This is a genomic window from Saccharothrix ecbatanensis (assembly GCF_014205015.1).
In the GTDB taxonomy this organism is placed as follows: Bacteria; Actinomycetota; Actinomycetes; order Mycobacteriales; family Pseudonocardiaceae; genus Actinosynnema; species Actinosynnema ecbatanense.
In genome coordinates this window covers 1,394,098-1,419,153 of sequence record NZ_JACHMO010000001.1, presented here as the reverse complement: position 1 = coordinate 1,419,153, position 25,056 = coordinate 1,394,098, and the positions used below count along the sequence as shown (strand labels likewise).

Here is a 25,056-nt window from a genome sequence, read left to right as displayed (position 1 = left end):
GTCAAGCGACCTGAGAAGAGGCGCCGTACTCGTACCGTGGCCATACGGAGGTGTGGCATGGCGCAGCAACCGCCGCGCACGCGGCTTGAGCAGAGGATGCAAGAGAAGCATCTGACCCTGCGCGAGTTCATCGCGACCTTCCATGAGGTCAGCAAGCGAGCCGGCAAGCCGACGCATGTCAGTGACCGCCAGGCGAAACGGTGGATCTCAGGCACCTCGGACGCTCCGCGCGCAGACGCACGCCGCGTCCTGGAGCGTTGGTGGGGCGAGCCGGTCGCCACGCTGTTGAGCCCGCCATCGCTTGAGGTGGAGTCCGTTACGACGAACCCGAAGGAGATGGTCATGGCCGCCGGCCGCGAATCCGTGGAACACGCGATCCAGGCAGCCTCCGCGCTGGACCCGTCCGCACTTGAACAGCTCCACGCCGAGGCGCAGAGGGCGGCCCGTGCTTATTACGTCACGCCGCCACTTCACCTGCTCGGCGACCTCGTGCGTCTACGGAACACCGTCTATCGCCAGCTTGACCGCACACACAAACCGCGCCAGCAGGCCGAGCTGTACCTGATCGCCGGCCAGGTATGCGGGCTGCTGTCCTCGGTGAGTTGGGACCTCGGCCACCCGGATGTGGCCGAGGAGCAAGCCCGTGCGGCCCACACCTACGGATCGGTCATCGAGCACTCGTCTCTCCAGGCATGGGCACGGGCCCTCCAGGTCACCATCACCTTCTGGTCTGGTCGTCCCCGCCAAGCCGCGGCGCTCGCCGCGGCGGCGCTGGACACCGCCCCCGACGGCACGGCGCGTGCGCGGTTGCATTCGGTGCACGCCCGCGCCTTGGCACTACTCGGCGCCCGGCAGGAGGTTGCAGTGGCTCTGGCACTGGCGGACGAGGAATTGGACCGGGCCGGGCAGGATCCGTTCCTCGACGAGACCGGAGGGGAACTCGGCTTCGACCGCTCCCGCCGGGCACTATGCGCAGGCGCGGCATACGTCTCGTTGGCCGATGGCGAGAGGGCAGAGGCTGAGGCCACGGCCGCGTTGAACTTGTTCGTGACAACACCGGCGGCGTCGAAGTGGGCGGCCGGCGCTCTCAGCGCACGGGTCGATCTCGGCGCGGCACGCACGATCCGAGGCGATCTCGCGGGTGCCGAGGACGCATTGGCCGAGGTGTTCGCCCTGGACCCGGAGTACCGAACCGAAGCGCTGAACCTTCGGCTGCTCAACCTCGGCCACATGCTCGGCGGCACGCGCTTCCGAGGTGCGGTCGAGGCCGGGCGGCTGGGCGAGAGGATCGAGGACTTCGCCGCCCTCTCACCGGCCCGCTCCTCCACCCGGCCCGCGATCACCAATGGCGGGTACCGATCCTCACCAGTGATGCCGTGACTCGTACTCGGCGAGCAACGCGGCCTCCCGTTCAGCGGTGATACCCAGTTCAGCGGCCCGTTCGTTGCTCAGCTCAGGTCCTTCCCCGACCACCCATTCCCACGTGTCGCGCACGGTCTTGGCGAGCGGTCGTGTGGTGAGTCCGGCGGCACGTGCGCGGGAGGAGTCCACGTCCCACGTCCCCGCATAGGTACGCCACAGGGGCAGTTCGGTCCACTGGCGGACGCCATTCGAGACCAGGAACTCGTCCGGCGCCCATATGAGTTCGGTGCCGGTGGGCGCGGCCACGGCGGCGCACGCGCCCAGGAAGTCGCCGAAGGTCTCAATCCCCGGCGCGGTCACGTTGAACACACCGGAAATGCCTTCAGCGCAGCGCAACGCGAAGTCCGCCACGTCCCGAACGTCGACCGGCTGGATGGTCCGGGCGGGGTTGCCTGGGGCAAGAACCCTCCCCCCACCCTCCAGTCGACGTAGCCACCACGGCAGACGACCGACGTACTCGTGCGGTCCGAGGATCACGCCGGGCCGCAGGATCGTGGTCCGATCCTCACCGAACGTCCCCGCGACAGCCCGCTCACACCCTGCCTTGCCGAATCCATAGGTCGACGGACCGGGGTCGCCGTCGTACCCGTAGTCCGGACCGGCGTCGGAAGGGCAGTCGAGCACTGTCGAGGACTCGATAAGCGGTTCGACCGGCCACCCCTCATAGGCAGAGACCGTTGACACCACCACGTAGCGCTGCACGTGGTCCTTCAATGCGCGCGCGACTGACAGGGTTTCTCGTGGCACGAACGCCAACGGGTCGATCACCGCGTCCCACGGCCCGTGTTCGGCCAGACGGGCGACGTCGTGAGGGTTGGTGTAGTCGCCACGAACACTGTGCACGTCGGCCGGGTCATCACCCGATGTACCGCGACGGAAGATCGTCACGTCCCAACTGCGGTCGAGTGCGGCCGACACGACCGCACGGCCGAGGAAGTGCGTGCCACCGAGAACCAGGAGTCGCATGACCACATCTTGACAATTCTCTGCGGCAGTGACGAATCGGCCCACGACATCGCCGTACCGCGTCAGGTCATGATCGACATCAGCCCGAGGTACGACATGCCGCCGACTCCACCGCCGAACTCGACCCCCTGGCCCGCGGCTATCGGGAACGGACCGCACGCGAGGACGAGCGGTTCCGACTCGCCACGGACTCGGAGTCCTGGTTCGTCCTGTGCTTCAAGTCCCGCGAGGAGAAGGACGCCTTCCTGTACGCCGCGGGGCTCCTCCACCTCGGGGACAAGTACCTCGACGGCCGCGCCGCAGGGTCGGCGCTGGGCGTCGACCTGCCCGAACCCGACACCGGAGAGGAGGACTAAACGATCATGGGAGGCCGCCGCCGAGATCATGAAGTTCGCCAAGCACGCGCTACAGGCAGCTCGTGATCCACGCCCTCAACGTGACCTTTGTGGACGGCGAAGCGGAGGTGAGTGACAAGAACACCACCGAGGCCCTGCGCCGACTCCCCGCAGAGCTGGGCGTGCGAGCGGCAGGTGGACGCCCATCTGCCGCCAGCGGCAAATCCGGCAAGACGGCGCCGATCTAGTCAGCCCTCGAGATCGGAGAACGGGTCCCGCACAATCGACCAATAGCCGGCTGAGTCGGCGGTAGCAGACATCAACAGGACGGCCACCATGAACACCGCGGCACGAATCCGCCGCCAGCGGATCGAGCCGATGACATCACGCAGCCATGTCGTGCCCGCTCCCCGGCCACTTTGTGCTCTCCGCCTGTCGATGTAGCCCAGCGCATCGAAGACGGCCGAGGTGACAGCGGCGATCGCACCAATCGTGGTGATCAAGGCTAAGAACACTGGTTCACCTTGTCAGAGCCTGCCAATGCAAGACGCACCGCCCCGGCGTGCCGCGGGACTCGCGCAGGAGCGGGAGGATTCGGGGGTGGAGTCCATGGGGATCTTGGTGACCGGTGGGACGGGTCTGCTCGGCTGCAAGGTGGTCGAACGGCTGAAGCGCGACGGGCACGAGGTGCGGGGTATGAGTCGTCGTTCGCAGCCGTCACCGGGTTGGGTGGTCGCCGATCTGCGGTCCGGGCGGGGAGTCCGGGAGGCAGCGGCCGGGATGGACGTGATCGTGCACTGCGCGACCGCGTTCGGCCGGGGTGCGGAGGCCGCTATCGCGGGCAGGGTGGTCGACGCGGCGGAACGAGTGGGAGCCCACCTCGTGTACGTCTCGATCGTCGGCGTCGACCGCGTGCCCCTGCCCTACTACCAGGGCAAACTCGCGGCCGAGCGGTTGATCGAGCGGTCCGGTCGGCCGCACACGATCCTGCGGGCCACCCAGTTCCACGACCTGTTGCGCGTGCTGTTCGCCGGTGCGGCGAGGTCGCCGGTGATGCCGGTGCCCGCGCTCCGCTTCCAGCCCGTCGACGCGGGCGACGTGGCCCACCGGCTCGCGGACCTGGCCGTCGGCGAACCGCTGGGCCGCGCGACCGACTTCGCCGGGCCGCAGGTCAGGGACGCCCGTGACCTCGCCGGGGCGTTCCTCCGCGCCACCGGACGTCGACGGCTGATGCTGCCGGTCAGGGCGCCGGGCCGAACCTTCCGCGCCTACCGCGCCGGCGGCCACCTCGCCCCCGAGCACGCCGACGGCACGGTGACGTTCGAGGACTACCTGGCCGCGCACCCCGACCCGTGGGCCACCTCGTACCGGGGAATGCGGTCATGAGCACGTGGCTGCCGCGATGGAACGCCGACACCCGGCCGGTCAGGAAGGCTCTCGGGGTGGTGATTCCGGCCGTTGTCCCGCCTCGTCACGCGACCGGTGGGCGCGCAGGGAACCGGGGTGCGCCTTCGCCGACGGGTCGTGTCGGGTCTTGACCAGGCTCGCGACCGTCACCACCACCAGCACCACGACGATCACGGCCAGGCTGACCATCGTCGGCACCTCGGGCACCCGCGGGTCGATGTCGACGTGCGCCCAGTGCAGGATCAGCTTGACCCCGATGAACGCCAGGATCAGCGACAACCCGGTCGACAGGTACACCAGCCGATCCAGCAGCCCCTTCACCAGGAAGAACAACGCCCGCAGTCCGAGCAGCGCGAACGCGTTGGCCACGAACACGATGTACGGCTCCTGGGTGATGCCGAACACCGCCGGGATCGAGTCCAGCGCGAACAACAGGTCGATGCTGCCGATCGCCAGCAACACGAGGAACAGCGGTGTGGCGACGAACCTGCCGTCGTCCCGGGTGAACAGCTTCCCGCGCACGTAGTCGTCGGCGATCGGCAGCACCCGACGGGCGGTCTTGACCACGAGGTTGTCCTCGACGTCCGGGTTCTCGTTCCGGTGCCGGAACAACTGCACGGCCGTGTAGATGAGCAGCAGACCGAAGATCAGGAACACGAACGAGAACAACGACAGCAACGTCGCCCCGAGCGCGATGAACACCGCGCGCAGGGCCAGCGCCATCACGATCCCGAACGTCAGCACCTTGTGCTGGTGCGACTCGGGCACCGCGAACGTGGACATGATGATCACGAACACGAACAGGTTGTCGACCGAGAGGCTCTTCTCCACCAGGTAGCCGACGAAGTACTGGGTGCCCAGGTCGCCGCCGTGTTCCAGCGTGAACCACACGCCGAACAGCACCGCGATGGCGACGTAGAACACCGACCAGGCGGTCGCCTCACCGATCCCGACCCGGTGCGGGCGCAGCACGGCCTGCACCATGTCCACCGCGAGCAGCAGCACGACCAGGCCGATCGTGAGCGCCCACGTGAGTCCGCTGACGGTCAGCACGGCGTCAGCGACCCGACGTCGGCGGCATCGGGTGCGGAATCGGCTCCGGTGGCACCGGCTCGGGTCCGGGCGGCTGTGGTCCGGACGGCCGGGGTCGGCGTGGACCGGGGTCCGGCGGGGTCAACGGATCGGGTGAATCGGGCTCGTGCAGCCGCGGGCGCGTGCCCAGCGAGTACGAACGTTCGGTCACGACGTCCCTCCTGATGTCGCCTGGTCGCGGTGCACCACCGCCACGGAGCACGGCGCGTGGTAGAGCACCGCGTGGCCGACCGAGCCGAGCAACGCACGGCGGACCGCGCCACGACCGTGGCTGCCCACGACGATCAACGAGGCCTCCCGCGCGTTGTCCAGCAACGCGTGCGCGGGACCGTCGAAGGCCACCACCCGGCTCACCCGCACGTCCGGGTAGTCCTGCCGGTGCGGCGCCAGACTTCGGTCGATCAACGCCGCCGCCTGCTCCTCCACCTGACGCCGGTTGGCGTCCTGTTCGCGCAACGGGGCCAGCGCTTCCAGCGGCAGGTCGGCCCACGCGTGCACCGCGAGCAGATCGCCGCCGCGACGGGAGGCGTACTCGAACGCGAAGGCGACCGCCCGGACGCTGGTCTCGGACCCGTCCACGCCGACGACCACCCGGCCGTCCTCCGCGCCGTCACCGCGGGCCACCACGATCGGGCCTGGATGGGCGTGCACCAGGTCCGCGGTGGTCGAGCCGAGCAGTGCGCGGGACAGCCCGGAACGCCCCGACGAGCCCACGGCGAGCAGGTCCGCGCCTTGGGCCACCCGGCTCAGCGCATCGGCCGCGTAGCCGTCCTCCAGCGAGGTCCGCACGTCCAGACCGGGACTTACCCGTTCGCACTCGGCGGCGACCTCGGCCAGTTCCTTCTCGGCGTACCCACGGACCGCCTCGTCCGTCACCGCGTCGGGCAGCGGCACGGCCAGCGGTGACATGGCCAGCTCCGGCATCGGCCCGCGCAGCACGTTCACGACCAGCAGGCGTCTCCGCCGACTGGCCGCCTCACGGGCCGCCCAGAACGCGGCCAACCGGGCCGGCTCCGAACCGTCGAAGCCGACCACCACCGCGCCGCGCGCGTCACCGTGCCCAGGGCTGGACATGCACCACCTCCGCGGTTCGCCGGGAACCGGAGGAGTACCCCGGCGGACGCACGGGGTAACCGGTGCGGGCCTGGACGTAACGCCGGGCACGGCCGGCGCGACGCCACTGTCACACCGCCCGGGTCCACCGAGGAGCGTTGCCATGACCGATCTGCACCCGTCGGACGAGGATCTCGCCGTCGAGACGACCGAGGTGCGAGGCCTTTCCGTCACGCGGGTCACCGGTGATGTCGACGTGGTCGGCGTCGACCTGATCCGCGCCGAGCTGGACGCCCAGCTGGACCGACGGCCTCCGGCGCTGGTCGCGGACCTGTCCGGGGTGACGGTGCTGGGCTCGCTGGGCATCGCGGCCCTCCTCGAGACACACCACCGCGCGGTCGCGGCGGGCGTGCCGTTCACGGTCGTGGCGAGCCGCCGTTCCGTGGTCCGGCCGCTGCACCTCACCGAGGTGGACCGGTTACTCAAGGTAGTTCCGACGCTGGACGACGTGGTCACGGCCCGACCGAGCTGACCGGACCGAAACGACCGAACTGACCGCCGCGAATCCGGGCGGCGTATCCGGGCCAAGAATCCCGGCGGCGTATCCGGGCGGCATCGGGGTAGCCGGACGTGTGGGGTCGTTAGCGATCGACCACGAGTTCACCGCGTACGGCACCTCTCACTGGATCGTGTTGGGGCTGTTCGCGGTAGGTGTCGCGGCCGTGGTGGCGGTCGGACGCACGCGGCGGTCACGTCGCTTCTCCCGCTGGTTCGCGGCGGTCGTCCTGGTCCTCGAAGTGGCCATCCACACCTACCTGATGCTGCCGCCGCGCTGGGACGTCCAGTACTCGCTGCCGCTGCAACTGTCCGACCTCGCCGGCCCGGTCGCGGCGTACGCGTTGTGGTCGGAACGCAGGTGGGCGTTCGCGCTCACCTACTATTGGGGGCTGACGCTGAGCGTCCAGGCCCTGGTCACGCCGGTCTTGCGGGTGAACTTCCCCGACCTCGGGTTCCTGCTGTTCTGGGCCACGCACCTGTTCGTCGTCTGGGCGGCCGTCTACCTGACCTGGGGGCTCGGCCTGCGGCCCGACTGGCGCGGCTACCGGATGGCCGTGCTGATCACGGTGCTGTGGGCGGTGTCGGTGTTCGCGCTCAACCTGGTGCTCGGCTCCAACTACGGGTTCCTCAACCGGAAGCCGTCGACCGGGTCCGTGCTGGACCTCCTCGGCGACTGGCCGTGGTACCTCGTGCCCGAGAGCGCGGCCGTGCTGCTCGTGTGGGCGTTGATGACGTGGCCTTGGACGCGGCGGGGTAGCCGGAAGGCATGAGCAAGCACAAGGACATCGCCCGGCGCCTGCTGGACCAGGCCGGGCAGACCTATGCGGAACAGGCGGGCATCCGGCTCGCGGACAAACCGTCACCGCTGTACCGGCTGCTCGTCCTCAGCGTGCTGCTGTCCACGCGGATCCGTGCCGACATCGCCGTGGCGGCGGCGCGCGAGTTGGCCGGCACAGGCTGCGCCACACCGCGCGGCACGCTCAAGACGACGTGGCAGCAACGCGTCGACGCGCTAGGCCGCGCCCACTACGTCCGCTACGACGAAAGCACCTCGACCGCTCTCGGCGACGGCGCCCAACTGCTCGTGGACGACTACCGGGGTGATCTGCGCCGGCTCCGGGAGGAAGCGGGCGGTGACGTGGCGAAGACCCGTGCGGCGCTGGAGCGGACACCGCGCCTGGGGCCGGTGGGGTCGGCCATCTTCTGCCGGGAGGCGCAGCAGGTGTGGCCGGAACTGCGGCCGTTCCTGGACGACAAGGCGTTGACCGGCGCCCGTCGCGTCGGCCTGCCCGACAACCCTCGTGCGTTGGCACGCCTGGTGTCGCCGGACGAGCTGGCCGGGCTGGCGGCCGGACTGGTCCGGGTGACGCTGGACAAGCGGCTCGTCGACGCCATCGCAAAGGACCGGGCGTGATGCGCCGAGCACCCGTTCGGCCAAGATCTGTCTAAAGACAGACGCGCTCCCGTGCCCCCGGCAAGCACGCTGTCCCGATGAGAAAAACGATCAAGGGCGTGGTGGGCGCGGTCTGCCTGCTCACCGCGCTCAACGTGGCGCCGGGCATCTCGCAGGCCACTGGAGGCACGGTGTCGTGGGTGGACTGCGGCGACGGGCTCCAGTGCGGTGACGTCACCGTGCCCGCGGACTGGGCCGCCCCGGCCGGTGCGCGCGTCAAGCTCGGCCTCGCCATGCTGCCTGCCCGGGACCAGGCCGCGAAGAAGGGCGTGCTGCTGGTCAACATGGGCGGGCCCGCTCAGCAGATCTCGGTGCTGCGCCAAGCGAAAGAGGTGTTCGCCGACCTGACCCAGTGGTTCGACGTCGTCGTCTCGGACCCGCGCGGGTTCGAGGCGAGCACTGGCATCGAGTGCCCGTACCAGGCTCCGATCCCCGACAACGCCGAGTGGGTCTTCCCGGACCAGGCCGCCTACGAGCAGTACCGCACGGTGAACCGCCAGTTCGGGATCGACTGCACCCGGGCCGCCGGACCGCTGGCGGGCAAGCTCAACTCCTGGCAGGTCGCCCGCGACATGGACGTCATCCGGGCCGCGTTGGGCCAGGCGAAGCTGAACTACTACGGCAACTCCTACGGCACCGTCTTCGGCCAGGCCTACGCCGAGTTCTTCCCCGGGCGGATCGGCCGGATGTACCTGGACAGCGTGGTGGACCACACCACCCGCTCCTGGCCCGACTGGCTCCGTCCGCGCGCGGAGACCCTGGAGCGCAACCTCGGCCGGTTCGCCGAGTGGTGTGCCGGTGAGTCGGGTTGCGCGCTGCACGGCCGTGACGTCCTCACCGTCTGGGACGAGGTGATCGCGCGGGCCACTCGTGAACCGATCCCCGCGCCCGGTGAGGGCACCACCGTCAGCGCGGCGCGGATCCTGTCCCGCACGAACCCGGCGTTCGACCTGGAGTGGCCAGACCTGGCCCGGTCGCTCGCCGAAGCACACGCGGGTGACGCCACGCGGTTCGCCGAACCGGCGATCGGCGGCCGGGACCCCGACCTCTCCCGGATCATGTTCTGCGGCGATTACCCGTATCCCTCCCGCTACCAGGTGCTGAAGTCGTGGGAGACGGAACTGCGCGAGGTCACGCCCCGCATCGGGTGGGCCGTGACGTGGATGATGGCCTACCACTGCGCCGGCCTGCCGGTGACGCGGACCTACCCGCCACACCGGTTGCACGTGCACGGGCTGCCGCCGGTCCTCGTGGCCAGCGGCGAATACGACAGCACGACACCACCGCTGGACGCACGTCGCGTGGCGGCGCAGCTCGGCAACGCCCGTTATGTCCCGGCGAAGGGCGGCCATGCCCTGTACCTCAGCGGCCATCCGTGCGTACGGGAGCACGTGCACCGCTACCTGACCACCGGCGCGCTCCCACCCGAAGGCACGGCCTGCGGCACCGCGTAGATGATGGCGGTCATGCGATACGTCCGGGAAGGCTTGCTCGTCGTGGGTGTCACGGCGCTGCTGGTGGTCCTGACGATCTGGGAGGGGCAGCACTCACCGCGGCAGGAGCTGCCCCTCCTGATCGGGTCCAGCCTGTGCGTCAGCCTGCCGTTGCTGCTGCGGCGCGTGCTGCCGTTGACCGCCGCGGTGCTGTCCGCGGTGGTGGGGCTCGGCGGCCTCGGCTTCCTGCCCGCGTGGCCGGGGATGCTGGTCACGATGGGCACGTTCTGCGCGGCCGTCTACCACCGCGAGCGTGGCCAGGGGCTGGTGCTGACGGTGTCCGGGTGCTGGGTCCTGGGCAGCGCCGTGATCGCGGGCAGCCCGGTCCAGGTCTTCACGATCACCGACCTGGTCGTCATGGGCATCGCGCCGGTGGCGACCGGCTACGCGTTGCGGCTGCACCGGGACCGAGCCGAGCAGACGTTGCGGGTGCAGCGCGCGGAAGCCGACCGGGTGCTCGCCGAGGAACGCGCCCAGCTGGCCCGGAACGTGCACGACAGCGTCGGCCACCACCTCACCGCCATCCGGATGCAGGCCACCGCGGCCCGCCGGGTGCTGGTCGACGCGCCGCCGATCGCCGACCGGACGCTCGGCACGATCGCCGAACTGTCCCTGTCGGCGCTGAGCGAGGTGCGGGAGCTGCTGACCACGTTGCGCGAGGTGCCATCCGGTGTCGGCCTCGTGGGTCTGGAACACCTGGCCGAGCGGCTGTCCGACGTGGACCGTCGCATCACGGTGCGGCGATCCGGCCTGTCCACACCGCTGCCGCCCGCCATCGACCACACCGCGTACCGGGTGGTGCAGGAGGCGCTGACCAACGCCGCACGGCACTCGGCCGCCACCGAGGTCGACGTTCGACTGCACCGCGACCGGGACCGGCTGGTCGTCACGGTCACCGACAACGGACATGGGTCCGGACCCGGACCCGGACCCGGACACGGACACGGACCCCGACCCGGACACGGACACGGACACGGACCCGGACCCGGACACGGACCCGGACACCAAGATCCCCCAAAAGCGTTACGGTCTCCGGGGATGAATGGAAACGCCGATTGTGTTGCAGGAAAAATGAAGGCGCAGCGCTCCGGCCCCCGGCGTGCCCAAGCCCTCGCGGCCCCTCACCCCCTCGCGGCCCCTCACCCCCTCGCGGCCCCTCACCTCGAAGGCCAGGGCATCCGGGGCATGAGGGAACGGGTGCGTCTGGTCGGTGGCACCCTGTCGATCGGCCCGGATGAGTCGCGCGGGTGGCGGGTGCACGCAGAACTGCCCGCGGACGCCGAACCACCGACGAACAGGACGACGTAGTGGCGATGGACAGGACGTAGTGGCGATGGACAGGACGGCGTAGTGACGATCCGGGTACTCGTCGCCGACGACCAGGAACCGGTGCGGGAAGCGCTGCGGATGGTCCTCGACGGCGAAGCCGACATCGAGGTGATCGGCGAAGCCGCCAACGGCGCCGAGGCGGTCCACCTGGCGTTGACCCGCAGGCCCGACGTGGTCGTCATGGACCTGCGGATGCCGCACGGCGACGGCATCGCCGCGATCACCCGTCTCACCGCGACCGACCCCGCCCCCAAGATCCTCGCCCTGACCACGTTCGACCTGGACGAGTACCTCTTCGGCGCACTGGCCGCCGGAGCCTCCGGTTACCTGCTCAAGGAGAGCGATCCCGCCCACGTCCTGGACGCGGTGCGCAGCCTGCACGAGGGCCGAGGGCTGATCGACCCGAAGGTCACCGGGCGGCTCATCGCCCGCTTCGCGCAGCTGTCACCACGCCCCGTGCCCCGTCAGCTCGACCAGCTCACCCCGCGCGAACACGAGGTGCTGGCCCACGTCGTCCAGGGCCTGAGCAACGGCGAGATCGCCACCGCGTTGACGATCGAGGAAGGCACGGTCAAGACGCACGTGGCGCGCATCTTCACCAAGCTCGGCTTCCGCACCCGCGTGCACGCGGTGATCTACGCCTACGAACACGGTCTGGCCGCCATCGACCGCTGAAGATCAGGTCGTTGGAAGATTTGGAAGATCAGGTCGACAAACGTATTGCCGCCGCGAGGTTTCACGAGCTGCCGTGTCGTCGGGTGGCCGAGCGGACTCGGGGTGGCCGAGATGATCCACTGGGGGGAACCATGCGCAACGCCGTTACCGGCGCTCGGATTCTGCTGTCGGCGATCGTGCTGTCGGCGGTCAGCGGCTGCTCGACGGCGGACAACGGCGCGGCGCCGGCGGTCACGACAGGCTCCACAACAGACTCCGCGACAGCGGCTACGACCACGACTGCGACGGCGCGGACGACGACCTCGGTGACGCCGGTCCCGTTGGCCAAGGACGAGGCGGCCCGGCGTTACCTGGACATCGTCACGCCCTACAACCTCGCGCTGGAGCACCTGGAGCAGGGCATCAACGAAGGCCGTCCGCTCGCCGAAGTCCACGCGCTGGCCGACGCCACCGCCAAGGCCAACCAGGCCCACGTCGCCGCGCTCCGCGCCGTCGTCTGGCCCGCCGACGTGGTGTCGCCCATGACTGCGCTGATCGGCGAATCGGAGCTGGCGCAGCCGCACTGGGACCGCGCCGCCCTCGCACCGAACCGTGACGCGGTGATCGAGGCGGTCAAGGCCGCGATCCCGGGTGGTCGCAGCGAGGCGGCCACCACCATCCGCGCGCAGCTCTCGCTCGACCAGTACGAAGAGCGCGACTACCCCTGAACACCTGACTGCCCCTGAACAACCGGCCTGGGCGGCCACGGCGCCGCGGCCGGCCGACTGCACGACGGCATTCTCCATGGCCACTGCACGGCGGCATTCTCCATGGCCTTGGCGAGCCTGCTGGGCACTGTGACGGGCTTGGCGGTGTGCGGCGGCGGGAAGATGCGGATCCAGTTGCCGCCCGAGTCGATCACGGTGAAGCCCGCCATGTCGTCGACGTTCTGCGGGGACGAGGCCGGGTCGAAGCCCTCGATGCCGCTGAAGTGCAACTCGACGTGCTCCCGGCGCATACCCGGGTACGGGTGCCACCTGGGCGATCGTGCGCGGTCCGTGGTCGACCACGGACCGCGCACCCGCCATCAGGCCGGAGGGCTCGGCGAGCTCGTCAGATCGACAAGCACCTGTCAAGGCGGCCGGAGGGAAACCCGGTGGACGCCGGACCCGCGAGCAACGACCATGCGCACGGTGACAGCAGACGACGTGCGTTTCGTCGAGCTGGACGGCCGTGTCATGGCCGCCCTGCTCGACGGTGACCTCACCGCGGCCGAAGTCCCGTTGACCGGGTACTTCCTCACCGACCGCGCGCGGTGGCTGTGGCGGTACCGGCTGGACCAGATCGCCGCCGACCCCGGCAACGCCCGGTGGATGGCGCGGCAAGCCGTGGTGGACGACACCCTGACGGACGGCGGCACGGTGGTCGGGCACGGCGGGTTCCACGGTCCGCCCGACGAGTCCGGCATGGTCGAGATCGGCTACGCCATCGACCCCGCCTTCCGCCGTCGCGGCTACGCCCGCGCCACGCTGGTCGAGTTGCTGCGCCGGGCCGCCGCCGAGCCGGACGTCCGAACCGTGCGCGCGACCATCAGTCCGGACAACGCCGCGTCGCTGGCCACCATCGCGGGCTTCGGGTTCGTGGAGGTCGGCGAGCAGTGGGACGAGGAAGACGGACTGGAGCTGATCTTCGAACGGCCCGCGTAGCGCCCGACCGGGCCACGGTCACCGACGGCCACCAGAACCGCCGCCCAGGTTCCGGTTGGACAGGAATCGCATGTACTCGTCGTGGTCGAGCGGGTTGCCGTCCGTCCTGACCCGCGTCGGCGCTGGACCGCGGACACGGCGGGCGGGGCCGGGTTCGTGCCGGATCGCACCTTCGCCGTGGGTCAGGCCGGGCAGGGCCGCGGCCAGGTCTTGCAGCGCCCTGGCCGGAATCGCGCCCGGCACGAGCCACGTCGAGCCGGACTCCACCGCCGGACCGAGGTCGGCCCCGAGTGAGAGCAGGAGGCCGGTCACCGCGCTCAGCGAGTCGTTCGGCGCCTCCACCTCCACCGCGTAACCGGGCTCGTAGACGGCGTTGCCCGCCCGTTCGAACGCCCGCATCAGCACCAACGGGGTCAGGTTGCGGAAGTCTGCGGCGACGGTCGCCGGAGCCAGGTAGCCGACGTGCGTGACGGTCACCGCGCAGTCGGTCACCTCCCAGCCGTGCAGGCCCTGCTGGAGCGTCGCCAGCACGGCTTCCTCGATGGCACGGTGGTACGCCTTCGGCAACAGGCCCGATTCGGCCTCCCTGGCCAGGGTGTTGCCGGTGCCCGGCGGCAACGGCTCCACGCGCAGGCCCACCGTCTGCCAGAACTCGTTCGGGCCACGCGGGTCGTACTCGTGCACGGCCTCCCCCTTGCGCAGCGGCCGTTCGAAGTACACCGGCCGGACCGGCTCGAACACCGCGTCGATCCCGTACTCGCGCTGGAGCCGATCGGCGATCACCTCCCGCTGCACCGCCCCGTACAGCAGGACCGATGTCGCACCGCCTGCCGCACGGGTCCGGATCAGCGGGTCCTCGTCCGCCAGTCGGGTGAGCGCGGCGTGGAGTTCGACCTCCCTGCCGTCGCACACGGGCCGGACCACCGACTCCAGGATCGGCGGCGAGAAATGTGCCTGCGGCAGCCCGTCGTCCAAGCCCAGCCGGTCGCCGACGCGCACCTGTGGCAGACCGCGCAGCTTGCCGATGTCGCCCGCGGTGAGCCGGCGGGACGACGCGTCGCCCACGACCTCAAGCCCGGCGACGCGGCCCCGGTACTCCTCCACGACGCCGGAAGTGTCCCGCCGGCGGAAGGTCACCTGCTGCCGTCCGCGCAAGGTCCCGGAGAGCAGGCGCAGGTAGGCGACCTTCTCGCCTTTGTCGGTGCGTTCGACGGCGAACACCGTCCCGCGCAGGTCGTCGGACCGCACCGGGCGCGGCGCCAGAAGGTTCCGCAGCCCGTCCGTCAGCTCGACCACCCCCGCGCCCGACATCGCCGAGCCGAAGAACACCGGGTGCGCCACTCCCCGGGACGTCTGGTCCCGAAGTGGTCCGAGCAGGTCCGCCGGCACGTCACCGTCCACCACGCGGGCCAGCAGCGAGAGGTCGTTGTCGGCCAGGAGTTCGGCCACCTCCGAGGAGAACGCGGCGTCCTCGAACGACCGGGCGACGACACCGGCGTCGCGCGTGCCGAGCCGGTCGACCCGCACCATCGGCACGACGGCGGGGGTGAGCCTCCGGCGGATCTCCGCGAGCAGGTCGTCCTGCCGGGCGCCCATCCGGTCGATCTTGTTGACGAAGATCAGCGTCGGCAGCCGCAGCCGGCGCAGCGACCTCATCAGCACCCTGGTCTGTGCCTGCACGCCCTCGACCGCCGAGATCACCAGGACGGCGGCGTCGAGCACGGACAGGGCGCGTTCCACCTCGGCGATGAAGTCCGGGTGCCCGGGTGTGTCCACCAGGTTCACCCGGAGGTCGCCCAACACGGGGTCACGCAGCGCGAACCACGCCACGGCGGAACGGATGGTGATGCCGCGACGCCGTTCCAGGTCGCCGGCGTCGGTCTGGGTGTCACCGGCGTCGACGCTGCCGAGCCTCGGGATGGTCCCGTGGTCGAACAGCAGCCGCTCGGTGAGGCTGGTCTTACCCGCGTCGACGTGGGCGAGCACGCCAAGGTTGAGAGTGGGGATGACGGTCCTCGAAGGTGTGGGAAGGGGCACCGGGCCGGACAACACCGACGAGTCGCCGCATCTCAAAACCTCCTCAAGGGATCGACCAAGCCACCATAGGGGCAACACCCCGACTCCGCCGGCGAATAACCCGGCGCCCGAAACGGAACGGGGCCGCGCGGTGTGCCACCACGCGGCCCCGCCCGGAAAACGGCTGTCAGCCGTCGAAGTGGAACACGTACAGACCGTGGTCACGGTCGCTGGCGAGCACGTACTGCTCGCCGGTCTCGTCCTTCCACACCTCGACACCCCAGAAGTTGTTGCCGCCCTCGTCGATGAAGGCGCCGACCTCTTCGATGCCGTTCTTGCCGTACTTCACGACCCGGAGCCCGGCGGCGTAGTACGACAGGTAGGCGGTGTTGCTGTTCTCCGGGTCCATCGCCACCTCGTGCACGGAGAGGTCGCCGAAGCCGCGCGCGTACGCGGGGTCCTGCGATTCCGGCACGGCGTAGGTGTCGATCTGCTGGATGGAACCGGTGGCGCCCGGCGTGGTCGGCACGTTGGTGCCGAACAGCCGCACGTAGCCCCAGCCGTCGAACACCGCCCTGATGGTGGTCGACTCGCCACCGCTCGCCGGGGTGGTCGTGGTGCACGTGTTGGCCTCGGTGACACCGGGCACGCCGAGCAGGCGCAGACCGGCGTACCGGTTCGCGAACACGAACGGGATCTCGCCCGCGGCCGCCATCGACACGCCGCTCAGGCAGTCGGCGCGGTGGTTCTGGAACACGACGCCGGCGGTGTAGCCGGCGGCCACGACGGCGTCCAGCTTGATCTGGAAGCTGCACGTGCCGCGCTCGATCAGCGCGGTGCCGGAGCCCGCGGGCAGCGTGCCGCACGCGTCACCCACGTAGGTGACGGCACCGCTGATCGTGGTGTTCTCGTCGATCTGCTTGGTGTCGGGCGCGGGCGTGGCGGAGTACTCGCTGCCGGCGTACGGCCCGGAGTCGATCGTCGCGACGACCCGGAACGGGCTGAAGTCCTCGTCCGTGCCGATCATGAACTTGCGGTTCGGCGACAGCTCGGACTGGTGCGCGTTGCCCTCGGGGCTGATCTGGTGCCCGCGGGCGGCCCGCTCCTCGTCCAGGGCGGCGAAGTCGCTCTCCGCGACCAGCGTGACCTTGCCCGGACGCGGGTCGGTGACGTCGAGCAGGACGTACCCGCCGTCCCAGTAGTTCATGTTCATCACGTACCGACGACCGACCTTGGTGATCATCATGTCGTGGCTGAACACCGACGTCAGGTTGCCCGGGTCCGCCTGGTCGACGCCGAACACCGCGCCGAGGTCGAGCTCGTCGTTGACCATCACCGGGTGGAACGGGTCGGTGATCTCCATGATGTCGACGTCGTTGGCCTCTTCGTCGTCGACCAGCACGACGTAGGTCCGCTTGGTGAACGCGTCGGTCCACATCCGCATGCTGTGGGTCTGGTTGGGCGCCGCGTCGAGGCCGCCCTGCGGGTTGGTGAAGTCGCCGGTGTGCAGTGCGACGGGCTTGGGGGCGCGCGGGTCGGTGACGTCCCACAGCGAGATGCCGCCGGAGTTCGGCGTGGGCGCCGCGCCGGTGCAGGTCTCGTTCTGGTGGATCAGCAGGTCGCCGTGGAAGAACGCGTTCTCGATGTGCTCGACCTGGATGCCCTCACCCGCGTACGACCCGTCGCTGGTCGGGATGAACGCACCGGTCACCTCGGCCGGGTGGGCGGGGTCGGAGATGTCCATGACGTGCACGCCGGTCCGCTCGCACGTCGGCTCGCGGAACGCGGTGAGGTAGGCGTAGTCGCCGAACGCGGTCACGTCCGCGATGCGTCCGGTGTTGCCCGCGCCGGACGGGTTGGTGACCGCGGCCTTGCCGACCAGGGTCACGTTCCGCGTAACGGCGGGCAGGTGGCCCTCGTCGCCGTCGTGCTGCTTGTAGGAACCGTCGGCGACGCCTTCACCCGGGAAGTCCTCCCGGGCGCCGCCGTGGTCGGGGTGGGCGCCGGATGACCCGACGGTGGTCAGGCTCAGCGTCAGGATCGCCACGCCGAGCATCGAAATTCTGCGGACACGTCGTGCACGTCTACCGCGCATTGCCAAACCTCCGGAACGGAGCCGTTACGCCTTACGACGCTCGCACACTACGTAGCCGGATAGTAGTTGGGTAGACATGTCCGGTTGCTGTTCCGGAAAACGGACGTTCAGCCGCGCCGCGCCTTGCGCCGGGCGAGCACGACGCCGCCCGCGACGAGCAGCACCAACACCCCGAGGAACGGCCAGGGACCGACGGCGGTGACGGCCTCGACCAACGCGCCCTGGACGGCGGCCGCCGCCTCGATCACCGGATCGGCCGGATCGGCCTCACCGAAGAACAACCGAAGCTCGTAGATCCCGTAGTAGGCGACGTACGCACCTACGAGGACCAGCAGCATGCCGCCGATCCGCGAAATGTGCGGCAGCAACGTCTTGGCGCGCGTGGCGAGGGTGCTGTCGGTCATGGTGGCGGCGACGGCGAGCACTCCGACCACCAATCCCATGCCCAGCGCGTAGGCGAGGAACGCCACGATGCCCTCGACCACGTCCGCGCCGCCGAGCGCGGTGCCGACGACCGCGAGGAACGGCCCGATCGTGCAGGACAGCGACGCGATCGCGTAGGCCACGCCGTAGCCGAACATCGACCCCAGCCGCCTGGTCGGCGCGCCCTTCGTGGGCTTGGGCAGCAGCAGCGACAGCGTCTTCCCGGCGACGAGCAGCGCGCCGGTGACCACCAGGGCCGCGCCGATGACGACCGTGACGAACGGCAGGTAGCGCTGCACCGACGCGGCGACCGGCGCGATCACCACGCCGAAGACGCCGAACACCACCACGAACCCGGCCGTCATGACGGCACTGGCCGCCAACGCCCGGCCGATCGCCGCCGTCCGGTCACGACCGTCGTCGCCGTGCACCACGAAGGCGAGGTAGGCGGGCAGCATGGCGAACCCGCACGGGTTCACCGTCGCCACCATGCCCGCCAACGCCGCCAGCAGGACGACCTCGGTCATCACGACCCCGCGAGCGCGGCAACCCGGTCACGCAGCTCCTGTTCGGAGAGCTGGGTCGTCACCACGTCCACCTTGCCGTCCCGGCCGACGAACGCGTACGCGGGCTGCGCGGTGACGCCGAACCGCTTCCACACCGCCGCTTCCTTGTCGGCGACGTGCGCGAAGCCGTCGAGCTTGAACCGGTCCACGAACTTCGCCATGGCGGGCACCTCGTCCAGCGCGGCGACACCGAGGAACGTGACCCCGCCGTTGTCCTTCGCCGTGGCCGCCACACCTGGCGCCTCGCGCTGGCAGTTCGGGCACCACGGCGCCCAGAACCACAGCACGGCGGGCTTGCCGGCAAGGCTCTCACCCGAGAAGTCGGCCCCGGCCACCGTCTTGGCGGTGAACTTCAGCTGCTCGGGCACCGGCGCGCTCGGCGCGGGCACGGGCTCGCTCGGAGCTGTCGAACCGGGTGTCGCGGCGGTGCCGGACGTCGTCGGCGCCGCGGTCGTGGACGGCGAGCCACCGCTCGACATCGGCTCGGACCCGCAGCTCACCACCAGGGTCATCAGGGCGACAACGGACGCGGACTTCCACAGCATCAACCACACCTCCAGAGGGACACACCTGGATCGTCCCCCACCGGACCCCGAAATCCGGCATTACGAACCGCTGACGTTCGTCGGACGGCCGGTCGACGACTGTGGAACCCCGAACCCCGAACGAACCCCCGAACGAAGGTCCCAAACGCTCGAAGCACCGGAGCGAGGGCCTTGTGCCGCCCGTGCTCCGGTGCTTCGACTCAGTTCCCGCCCCCCGACCGACGTGGAACCGTTCCCCCTGTCCCCCCTTGTTCCCCTTACCCCCCGCTCCCCCTGCCCCCTTGCTCCCCGATCTCACCTGCACCGGCCTGCGGGGTTCCCCAACCCTCGCTGACCTGCACTAATAGTGATCGACACGGGCGGAGCGGACAACGCCGCACATCGGCCGCTCTGCGACCGGGTTGTTTGCCGGGCACCGGCAAGGAGGGCGAAAAACCGCACCTCAGGGGGATACCGCCCGGCGCAGCACAAGGCAGATGCGAAGAGTGACCGCTATACCACGGAAAGCAATGTCAGAAAATCTCCCACTTGGCCGCTGTGGGGCAACGACACCGCGACCTAGGCTGGCCGACGACCCCTGCCGCATCCCTTGCTCCCACCCGGTCACCCCGGGTCGACGAGGGCTGCTCGTCGAAAGGACAGTCCCCCCATGCGTACCGGTCGATTCCGCACCGCCGTCGTGGCCGCTGCCGCCGCCCTGTTCACCATCGCGGGCGCCACCAGCGCCGCCGCCGCACCCGGCCCGTCCCACCAGGACGCCGTCTTCCAGCCCGCCGCCGAGACCCCGGTCACCGCACTGGTCACGAAGCTGTCGCACTCCGAGGCCGCCGCCCGTTTCCGCGCCGCGGGCATCACCTGGTCGTCCAGCGGCAATTGCAGCAACCGCTACAACTCGACCTGCACGTCGTTCGACCAGATCAACCTGACCACCGTCCAAGGCGCCGAGACCCTGAAGCGCGCGACCGGCTGCGCGATGAACATCACCGGTGGCACCGAGACCGGCCACGCCAGCGGCACCTACAGCCACTGGAACGGCTACAAGCTCGACTACAGCCTCTACAGCTGCCTCGGCAACTACATCCGCAACACGTTCGCCTACATCGGTGGCAACAAGTGGCGTTCCGGCTCCGGGAACATCTACTACCTGGAGAGCAACCACTGGGACGTCACCTACTACAACTGCGGCGGCTGCTGAGCCGTCTCGCCGAGGTGGGGGGATCGGTCGTCACGACCGATCCCCCCGTCCACTCCCGGCTCTCAGCCGAAGGCCTTCACCTCCAGCAGCCCGACCGAGCCGGCCCCGCTCTGGAGCACCACCCGCAACCGGGTCGTGCTCACCCCGGTGAACGTCACCTCGTGATAGCGGTCGGCGGCCACCGGATACCCGCTCGCCCCCGTCACGTCGACGTAGGCCGAGCCGTTCCAGTACTGCAACCGCCACGACGCGGGCACCCGCACTCCCCCGTTGTCGTCGAAGAAGTACACCTGCGCGGACCGCACGGACTTCGCCGCGTCCCACGTCAGCTCGGCCCACTGCTCGCCGGTGTTCGGCCAGGTGCCCCACCGCGGGTTCACGGTGTCGTTGGACGCCGGCGGGTCGATGCCGTCGTTGACCGCCGCCACTGACTCCCACGGTGACGTGTAGGAGGCCGACGGTGTCGCGGACAAGGCCAGGTTCGCCGGCGGCTGCGGATCGACGCCGCCCCGGTTGTAGACCTTCACCTCGGTCAGCCCGGTCTTGAACCCCGACGCGTGGGTCAGCCGGACCCGGACCCGCTGCGTGACCACCGGCGTGAACCTCACCCGGTTGTAGTTGGCCCGCGGCGTCACCGGGGTCTTGGACTGCGCCGCCGCGCTCACCCACGCACTGCCGTTCCAGTACTGGACCTCGTACGACGACGGCGCGCGGTAGCGGTTGCCTGCCCGGTCGTCGCGGAAGTGCAGCCGCACCTCGTCGGTCGTCCGCTGTTGCCGGAAGTCGATCTCGTACCAGTCCGAGGCGTTGGGCGATCCCGAAGTGCCCCACAGCGGTTCGTTGGTCGGGAACCCGTCGACCGCGGCGCCGGTGGAAGTGCCCGAGGCCGTGTAGGACGCCGTGACGGCCGCGCCCTGTGCCAGGTTGGGCGTGGTGGACGTCAGGTCGACGCCCGCCTTGGCGAAGATGTCCACCATCCGCGTGCTGTTGTGCGCCACGTCCTGCGGGGCGCGCAACCCGGCGACGGCGACGTTGTAGTTCACCGCACCGGCCCCGGACGGGAACGTGACCTCACCGGTCGCCGGGTTGTAGACCACGCGGGTGAGGCGGTCGACGGTGAACGCGCGCGTGCCGTTCAGGTAGACCGAATACCCTTGCGGCACACCGTTGTAGCGGGTGACGCCGTCGGCCGGGTCGTCCCACACCACGCTCAGGTCCATGTTGCGGTAGCGCAGGTTGTTGACCGCGAAGTGCGACCAGCCGATGTTGATCGGCGAGAGCTCGATCCGGCTGTCCGTGCGGGGCCTCAACCCGGCCACGTCCTCGACCACGGTCCAGTTGCTGCTGCCGAGGATGTTGTGGTGGATCCACGACCGGTAGTCGATGTTCCGGGTGCCGGCGTTCCAGTTCGCCCAGAACTCGTTGGCGTCCGGCCACTGCGTGTTGCCGCCGATGTACTGCGCCCAGGTGTTCCAGTAGAGCAGCTTCTTGTAGTCCTCGGCGGTCATCCACTGGTTCGGGTAGTTGCGCAGCACCGACGAGTACAGCCGGAACTGGACCGTCGAGTTGATGGTGGAGAAGTTGTTGGAACCGGGGTGGCCCGCTGCCGCGGCGGCGGCCTTGTCCCGCTGGTTGGCGGTGTAGAACGGGAACACCGGGTACTCGGCCGGGTCCGAGAACAGCCGCAGCGCCTCGCGGTACTGGGCCGTGTTCGGCATCAGGCCGACCGAGTACGGGTAGTAGTTGTTGATCTCCTTCCACGGCACGTGGGTGTTCGTGCCCACGTGCTTGTGCTCCAGCAGCTGCCGCGACGGGTTCCACAGCGTGTTCACCACGCCGTTGCGGATGCGGTCGGCGAGCGCCTGCATCTCGTTCGCCTTCACCGTGTCGCCGATCAGCGCGTACGCCTGCTGCGCGGCCATCGCGCCGCTCCACACGTACGCCGTCTCGGCCCGGTCGAGGTTCCCCGCCCGCCAGTCGAACGACACCGCGTCGGCGTCGTTGCCGGTCATCGCGCCCCAGTCGTACTCGATGACGCCGTTGTTGTTCGTGTCGTACGTGGCCAGTTGGCCCTTGGCGTCACCTTCGGCGTACTTGGCGAGGTTCCCGGCGACGGGTGGCTGGCCGCCGTGGATCTGGTAGCTGCGCCAGGCCGCCTCGGAGATGTACTGGGTGTAGGAGTTGGACCAGTTCTCCGGGTCGCCCGGGTTGTCCATGAACCGGCCGCCCTTGGACGACTGGCCGACCGACAGCCACGGCCCGTACGAGTAGACCGGGTCGCGCAGGTACTTCAGGTCGTCGATGTGCATCGGCTGGGTCAGCGCGATCGCGTTGTTGTAGCCGGTGACGCCCTCGATCGAGACCGGGAACTGGAAGTCCTGGCCGGGGATGTCGACGTCGAGGTAGTTGAACCGCATCAACCACCAGCGGTAGTAGACGTTCTTCTTGATGGCCGGGTCGGGCACGTCGATGTACGGGATGTTGTCCGCCCACCAGCGGTTGTAGTCGCGCACGTGAGTGGCGAACGCGACCGACGGCGAGTGGCCGCGGTAGGCGTTGTACTCGGTCAGCGACTCGGGGATCTCGTCGGTGACGAACCCCATGACGACCTTCGTGGTCACGGCCTGACCGGCGGCCAGCGTCACCGAGCGGTCGAGCCCGCCGTTGGCGACCGAGAACCCGTCACCGGCCAGCCTCGGCCGGATGGTGGTCAGGTTGTTCTTCACCTGTCGGCTGCCGGTCAGCTCGGCGCCATTGGCCGTCGTCGCGTACGGGGAAGTGACCCGCAGCCCGAGGGTCGTGGACGCCGAGCCGGTGTTGGTGACGGTCAGGTTGGTGACGGCCACGTTGTTGTGGGTGATGAACTTGGCGACGTCCACCCGCACGCCGGTGCGCGTGTAGACGCCCTTCCAGTGGCTCGGAGCCTGCCACCGGCTCGACACCTGCTCGGTCAGCGTCCCGGAGCCCACGGTGATGGCGTAGGCGTTCTGGCCGCTGATGTTGTCCCAGTAGGCGGTGTTGCCGCCGAATCCGAGGACGGCCGTGTTGTGCGTGTTCATGTACAGGCCGCGGCCGCGGGTCATCAGCCACGTCCCGGCCGGGTCGTTGCCGGGTCGGGCGAGCAGGCGGTCCATCCAGAAGTCCGTGCCGCCGCTCTCGGCGTCGTAGATGGCCTTCATGGTGCTGCCGGTGTTGTAGCCGACGGGCGGCGCGGGCACCGACGGCCCGTTGAACGTGGGATAGCCGATGGTCTGCGCGGCGGAGGCGGACTGCACGGGCACGAGGAGCGAGCCGAGCACCACGACGGCCGCCAGCAACCTGGTCACGCCTGGAAGACTTGCCATTCCAACACTCCCGTCGAGAAGTCGGGCTTGGAGGTCACGTTCAGCCGCAGCCGGGTGGTGTCGACCGTGGTGAAAGTGGTGGTGTTGAAGGTGTTGCCCGCGACACCGCAGGTCGACTGGCCGGGCACGTCGACGTACGCGCTGCCGTTCCAGTACTGCACCTGGCACGACGCGGGCAGGTCGATGCCCTGGTCGTCGTCGAACCAGTAGGTGGACACCCGGTTTACCGACTTGGCGGTGGGCCAGGTGTACTCGACCCACTGCGTGCCCCGCTCGGGCCAGTTGCCGTAGGCGAGGTTCGAGCGGTCCCCGGAGTTCGCGGGCGTGCCACCGTTGTTGACCGCGGCGAGCGTCTCCCACGGCGAGACGTACGAGGTGGAGGCGGTGGCCGACGGGCCCAGGTTCGTGCCCGTGCCGCCGGAGGGGTTCGGCGGCGGACCGGCGGTGGTCTGCACGACCTTGCGCATGGTGCCGTCGGCGTTGAAGTGCAGCAGGTCCACCGCGACGGAACGGCGGAAGTTGCCGCCGCCGGGCGCGTTGGCGTTGTGGTAGACGATGTACCACTGCCCGTTGAACTGCACGACGCCAGCGTGGTTGGTGGTCGAGGAGACCTGGTCAAGCACCACGCCGCGGTGTGTCCACGGCCCGAGCGGGCTGGTGGCGGTGGCGTACCGCTGGCAGGCGTAGCTGGACGACGTGACGCAGCCGTTGGTGTCGTTGGCCGCGTACATCATGTAGTACAGGCCGTTGCGCTTGAACATCCAGGGCGCTTCCCAGAAGTTCGCCAGGCCTTGCGGCGTGACCACCGGCCCGTCCAGCTCGATCATGTTCGGCTTGAGCTTCGCCGCGCGGGCGCCCCAGTAGCCGCCCCAGTAGAGGTAGGCCTGGCCGTCGTCGTCGGTGAACACCGTCGGGTCGATGTTCAGCCCGGACGAGTTGGGCGTGCTGTCGCTGATCAGCGGCCCGCCCTTGGCGTCGCGGAACGGGCCGAGGGGGCTGTCCCCGACCGCCACGCCGATGTCCATCCAGCCCGGCCCGTTGCCGTTGATCGAGGTGTACCAGTAGTACTTGCCGTTGCGGGGCTCCACCTCGCTCGCCCACGCGTCTGCGCCCGCCCACGGGAACGTGGCGACGTTCGCCCGCGCGCCGTGGTCGGTCCACGTGGCGGCGTCCGTGGAGGACAGCACCCGCCACTCGCGCATGACGAAGTTGTTGTTCCCCACGGCCGCTTCGTCACGGCCCGCGTAGATGTACATCGTGTTGCCGACGACCAGGGGTGCGGGATCGGCGGTGTAGTAGCCGGTGACGATCGGGTTGGCCGCTGACGCGGTCGGGCTGACGACGGCGGAGGCGACGAGCGCGAGCGCCGCACCGACCTTCACCGCGCGGTGTCGGATGCGCATG

General features: G+C 69.7%; 24 protein-coding genes. 12 read left to right on the top strand and 12 right to left on the bottom strand.

The window, feature by feature from the left end; translation table 11 throughout:
- Positions 1 to 57: 57 nt before the first annotated feature.
- On the top strand, positions 58 to 1,380 hold the full coding sequence (locus F4560_RS06265) for an NsdA family TPR-like regulatory protein (RefSeq protein ID WP_184917434.1): 1,323 nt from the start codon (positions 58 to 60) through the stop codon (positions 1,378 to 1,380).
- On the opposite strand, the gene F4560_RS06260 is transcribed toward F4560_RS06265, so the two are convergent.
- Both F4560_RS06260 and F4560_RS06255 read right to left on the bottom strand, forming a co-directional pair.
- Positions 1,363 to 2,388 (bottom strand): NAD-dependent epimerase/dehydratase family protein, encoded by a 1,026-nt coding sequence (locus tag F4560_RS06260; RefSeq protein ID WP_184917432.1) that lies wholly within the window; start codon positions 2,386 to 2,388, stop codon positions 1,363 to 1,365. The two genes, F4560_RS06265 and F4560_RS06260, sit on opposite strands and share 18 nt — an antisense overlap.
- A gap of 62 nt (positions 2,389 to 2,450) precedes the next feature.
- Entirely contained in the window at positions 2,451 to 2,786 is a 336-nt protein-coding gene (locus F4560_RS06255; RefSeq protein WP_184917430.1) for a hypothetical protein, read from the bottom strand.
- A 20-nt stretch (positions 2,787 to 2,806) separates the two neighbouring features.
- On the opposite strand from F4560_RS06255, the gene F4560_RS06250 reads away from it, so the two are divergent.
- A complete protein-coding gene (locus tag F4560_RS06250) occupies positions 2,807 to 2,971 on the top strand; it encodes a hypothetical protein (RefSeq protein WP_184917428.1) in 165 nt (54 codons plus the stop codon).
- Here the strand turns inward: F4560_RS06250 and F4560_RS06245 are convergent, their stop codons facing one another.
- Positions 2,972 to 3,238: a hypothetical protein gene (locus F4560_RS06245; RefSeq protein WP_184917425.1), complete on the bottom strand. Its 267-nt coding sequence runs from the start codon at positions 3,236 to 3,238 to the stop codon at positions 2,972 to 2,974. It abuts the gene before it with no gap.
- Positions 3,239 to 3,332: 94 nt separating this feature from the next.
- Here F4560_RS06245 and F4560_RS06240 point away from each other — a divergent pair, with 94 nt between their 5' ends.
- A complete protein-coding gene (locus F4560_RS06240; protein WP_184917422.1) occupies positions 3,333 to 4,109 on the top strand; it encodes an SDR family oxidoreductase in 777 nt (258 codons plus the stop codon).
- 39 nt (positions 4,110 to 4,148) lie between these two features.
- On the opposite strand, the gene F4560_RS06235 is transcribed toward F4560_RS06240, so the two are convergent.
- Both F4560_RS06235 and F4560_RS06230 read right to left on the bottom strand, forming a co-directional pair.
- Positions 4,149 to 5,183 (bottom strand): TerC family protein, encoded by a 1,035-nt coding sequence (locus F4560_RS06235; protein WP_184917419.1) that lies wholly within the window; start codon positions 5,181 to 5,183, stop codon positions 4,149 to 4,151.
- A gap of 186 nt (positions 5,184 to 5,369) precedes the next feature.
- The gene (locus tag F4560_RS06230) at positions 5,370 to 6,296 is read right to left on the bottom strand and encodes a universal stress protein (RefSeq protein WP_184917416.1); all 927 of its coding nucleotides are present in this window, start codon (positions 6,294 to 6,296) and stop codon (positions 5,370 to 5,372) included.
- A gap of 142 nt (positions 6,297 to 6,438) precedes the next feature.
- On the opposite strand from F4560_RS06230, the gene F4560_RS06225 reads away from it, so the two are divergent.
- The 7 genes from F4560_RS06225 (at position 6,439) to F4560_RS06195 (ending at position 12,490) form a co-directional block, all read left to right on the top strand.
- Positions 6,439 to 6,807 (top strand): STAS domain-containing protein, encoded by a 369-nt coding sequence (locus tag F4560_RS06225; RefSeq protein WP_184917413.1) that lies wholly within the window; start codon positions 6,439 to 6,441, stop codon positions 6,805 to 6,807.
- A 100-nt stretch (positions 6,808 to 6,907) separates the two neighbouring features.
- The gene (locus F4560_RS06220) at positions 6,908 to 7,603 is read left to right on the top strand and encodes a YwaF family protein (RefSeq protein WP_184917410.1); all 696 of its coding nucleotides are present in this window, start codon (positions 6,908 to 6,910) and stop codon (positions 7,601 to 7,603) included.
- The gene (locus F4560_RS06215) at positions 7,600 to 8,247 is read left to right on the top strand and encodes an endonuclease (protein WP_184917407.1); all 648 of its coding nucleotides are present in this window, start codon (positions 7,600 to 7,602) and stop codon (positions 8,245 to 8,247) included. The genes F4560_RS06220 and F4560_RS06215 overlap by 4 nt, the downstream gene beginning before the upstream one ends.
- Positions 8,248 to 8,324: 77 nt before the next feature.
- Positions 8,325 to 9,740 (top strand): alpha/beta hydrolase, encoded by a 1,416-nt coding sequence (locus tag F4560_RS06210; RefSeq protein ID WP_184917404.1) that lies wholly within the window; start codon positions 8,325 to 8,327, stop codon positions 9,738 to 9,740.
- A gap of 12 nt (positions 9,741 to 9,752) precedes the next feature.
- Positions 9,753 to 11,087, top strand: coding sequence for a sensor histidine kinase (locus F4560_RS06205; RefSeq protein WP_184917401.1), 1,335 nt, complete (start codon positions 9,753 to 9,755; stop codon positions 11,085 to 11,087).
- A 42-nt stretch (positions 11,088 to 11,129) separates the two neighbouring features.
- Positions 11,130 to 11,783, top strand: coding sequence for a response regulator (locus F4560_RS06200; protein ID WP_184917398.1), 654 nt, complete (start codon positions 11,130 to 11,132; stop codon positions 11,781 to 11,783).
- Positions 11,784 to 11,914: 131 nt separating this feature from the next.
- Positions 11,915 to 12,490, top strand: coding sequence for a hypothetical protein (locus F4560_RS06195; protein ID WP_184917395.1), 576 nt, complete (start codon positions 11,915 to 11,917; stop codon positions 12,488 to 12,490).
- Here F4560_RS06195 and F4560_RS06190 read toward each other — a convergent pair.
- Entirely contained in the window at positions 12,481 to 12,780 is a 300-nt protein-coding gene (locus F4560_RS06190) for a DUF8817 family protein (protein WP_184917392.1), read from the bottom strand. The two genes, F4560_RS06195 and F4560_RS06190, sit on opposite strands and share 10 nt — an antisense overlap.
- Positions 12,781 to 12,946: 166 nt before the next feature.
- Between F4560_RS06190 and F4560_RS06185 the strand changes: the two genes are divergently transcribed.
- Positions 12,947 to 13,468, top strand: a complete 522-nt coding sequence (locus F4560_RS06185) for a GNAT family N-acetyltransferase (RefSeq protein ID WP_184917389.1) — start codon at positions 12,947 to 12,949, stop codon at positions 13,466 to 13,468.
- Positions 13,469 to 13,486: 18 nt separating this feature from the next.
- Here F4560_RS06185 and F4560_RS06180 read toward each other — a convergent pair whose 3' ends face one another.
- The 4 genes from F4560_RS06180 to F4560_RS06165 form a co-directional block, all read right to left on the bottom strand.
- Positions 13,487 to 15,505 (bottom strand): GTP-binding protein, encoded by a 2,019-nt coding sequence (locus F4560_RS06180; protein WP_312868594.1) that lies wholly within the window; start codon positions 15,503 to 15,505, stop codon positions 13,487 to 13,489.
- Between the two features lie 166 nt (positions 15,506 to 15,671).
- The gene (locus F4560_RS06175) at positions 15,672 to 17,579 is read right to left on the bottom strand and encodes a PA domain-containing protein (protein ID WP_221483363.1); all 1,908 of its coding nucleotides are present in this window, start codon (positions 17,577 to 17,579) and stop codon (positions 15,672 to 15,674) included.
- 107 nt (positions 17,580 to 17,686) lie between these two features.
- Complete coding sequence (locus F4560_RS06170; RefSeq protein WP_184917383.1) at positions 17,687 to 18,529, bottom strand: cytochrome c biogenesis CcdA family protein; 843 nt, start codon at positions 18,527 to 18,529, stop codon at positions 17,687 to 17,689.
- Positions 18,529 to 19,113, bottom strand: coding sequence for a redoxin domain-containing protein (locus tag F4560_RS06165; protein WP_184917380.1), 585 nt, complete (start codon positions 19,111 to 19,113; stop codon positions 18,529 to 18,531). The genes F4560_RS06170 and F4560_RS06165 overlap by 1 nt, the downstream gene beginning before the upstream one ends.
- A gap of 649 nt (positions 19,114 to 19,762) precedes the next feature.
- On the opposite strand from F4560_RS06165, the gene F4560_RS06160 reads away from it, so the two are divergent.
- Positions 19,763 to 20,308 (top strand): hypothetical protein, encoded by a 546-nt coding sequence (locus tag F4560_RS06160; protein ID WP_184917375.1) that lies wholly within the window; start codon positions 19,763 to 19,765, stop codon positions 20,306 to 20,308.
- A 62-nt stretch (positions 20,309 to 20,370) separates the two neighbouring features.
- On the opposite strand, the gene F4560_RS06155 is transcribed toward F4560_RS06160, so the two are convergent.
- Together F4560_RS06155 and F4560_RS06150 are read right to left on the bottom strand one after the other, a co-directional pair.
- Positions 20,371 to 23,634, bottom strand: a complete 3,264-nt coding sequence (locus tag F4560_RS06155) for a discoidin domain-containing protein (RefSeq protein WP_312868589.1) — start codon at positions 23,632 to 23,634, stop codon at positions 20,371 to 20,373.
- A complete protein-coding gene (locus F4560_RS06150) occupies positions 23,631 to 25,055 on the bottom strand; it encodes a glycoside hydrolase family 43 protein (RefSeq protein ID WP_184917369.1) in 1,425 nt (474 codons plus the stop codon). The genes F4560_RS06155 and F4560_RS06150 overlap by 4 nt, the downstream gene beginning before the upstream one ends.
- Position 25,056: the final 1 nt, after the last annotated feature.

Bases quoted from the DNA above. Each gene is read 5' to 3' on its own strand.
- F4560_RS06210 (WP_184917404.1), top strand. From the start codon at position 8,325: ATGAGAAAAACGATCAAGGGCGTGGTGGGCGCGGTCTGCCTGCTCACC.
- F4560_RS06165 (WP_184917380.1), bottom strand. From the start codon at position 19,113: ATGCTGTGGAAGTCCGCGTCCGTTGTCGCCCTGATGACCCTGGTGGTG.
- F4560_RS06215 (WP_184917407.1), top strand. From the start codon at position 7,600: ATGAGCAAGCACAAGGACATCGCCCGGCGCCTGCTGGACCAGGCCGGG.
- F4560_RS06185 (WP_184917389.1), top strand. From the start codon at position 12,947: ATGCGCACGGTGACAGCAGACGACGTGCGTTTCGTCGAGCTGGACGGC.
- F4560_RS06190 (WP_184917392.1), bottom strand. From the start codon at position 12,780: ATGCGCCGGGAGCACGTCGAGTTGCACTTCAGCGGCATCGAGGGCTTC.
- F4560_RS06230 (WP_184917416.1), bottom strand. From the start codon at position 6,296: ATGTCCAGCCCTGGGCACGGTGACGCGCGCGGCGCGGTGGTGGTCGGC.
- F4560_RS06175 (WP_221483363.1), bottom strand. From the start codon at position 17,579: ATGCGCGGTAGACGTGCACGACGTGTCCGCAGAATTTCGATGCTCGGC.
- F4560_RS06195 (WP_184917395.1), top strand. From the start codon at position 11,915: ATGCGCAACGCCGTTACCGGCGCTCGGATTCTGCTGTCGGCGATCGTG.
- F4560_RS06265 (WP_184917434.1), top strand. From the start codon at position 58: ATGGCGCAGCAACCGCCGCGCACGCGGCTTGAGCAGAGGATGCAAGAG.
- F4560_RS06205 (WP_184917401.1), top strand. From the start codon at position 9,753: ATGCGATACGTCCGGGAAGGCTTGCTCGTCGTGGGTGTCACGGCGCTG.
- F4560_RS06260 (WP_184917432.1), bottom strand. From the start codon at position 2,388: ATGCGACTCCTGGTTCTCGGTGGCACGCACTTCCTCGGCCGTGCGGTC.
- F4560_RS06170 (WP_184917383.1), bottom strand. From the start codon at position 18,529: ATGACCGAGGTCGTCCTGCTGGCGGCGTTGGCGGGCATGGTGGCGACG.
- F4560_RS06240 (WP_184917422.1), top strand. From the start codon at position 3,333: ATGGGGATCTTGGTGACCGGTGGGACGGGTCTGCTCGGCTGCAAGGTG.
- F4560_RS06150 (WP_184917369.1), bottom strand. From the start codon at position 25,055: ATGCGCATCCGACACCGCGCGGTGAAGGTCGGTGCGGCGCTCGCGCTC.
- F4560_RS06160 (WP_184917375.1), top strand. From the start codon at position 19,763: ATGCGTACCGGTCGATTCCGCACCGCCGTCGTGGCCGCTGCCGCCGCC.
- F4560_RS06225 (WP_184917413.1), top strand. From the start codon at position 6,439: ATGACCGATCTGCACCCGTCGGACGAGGATCTCGCCGTCGAGACGACC.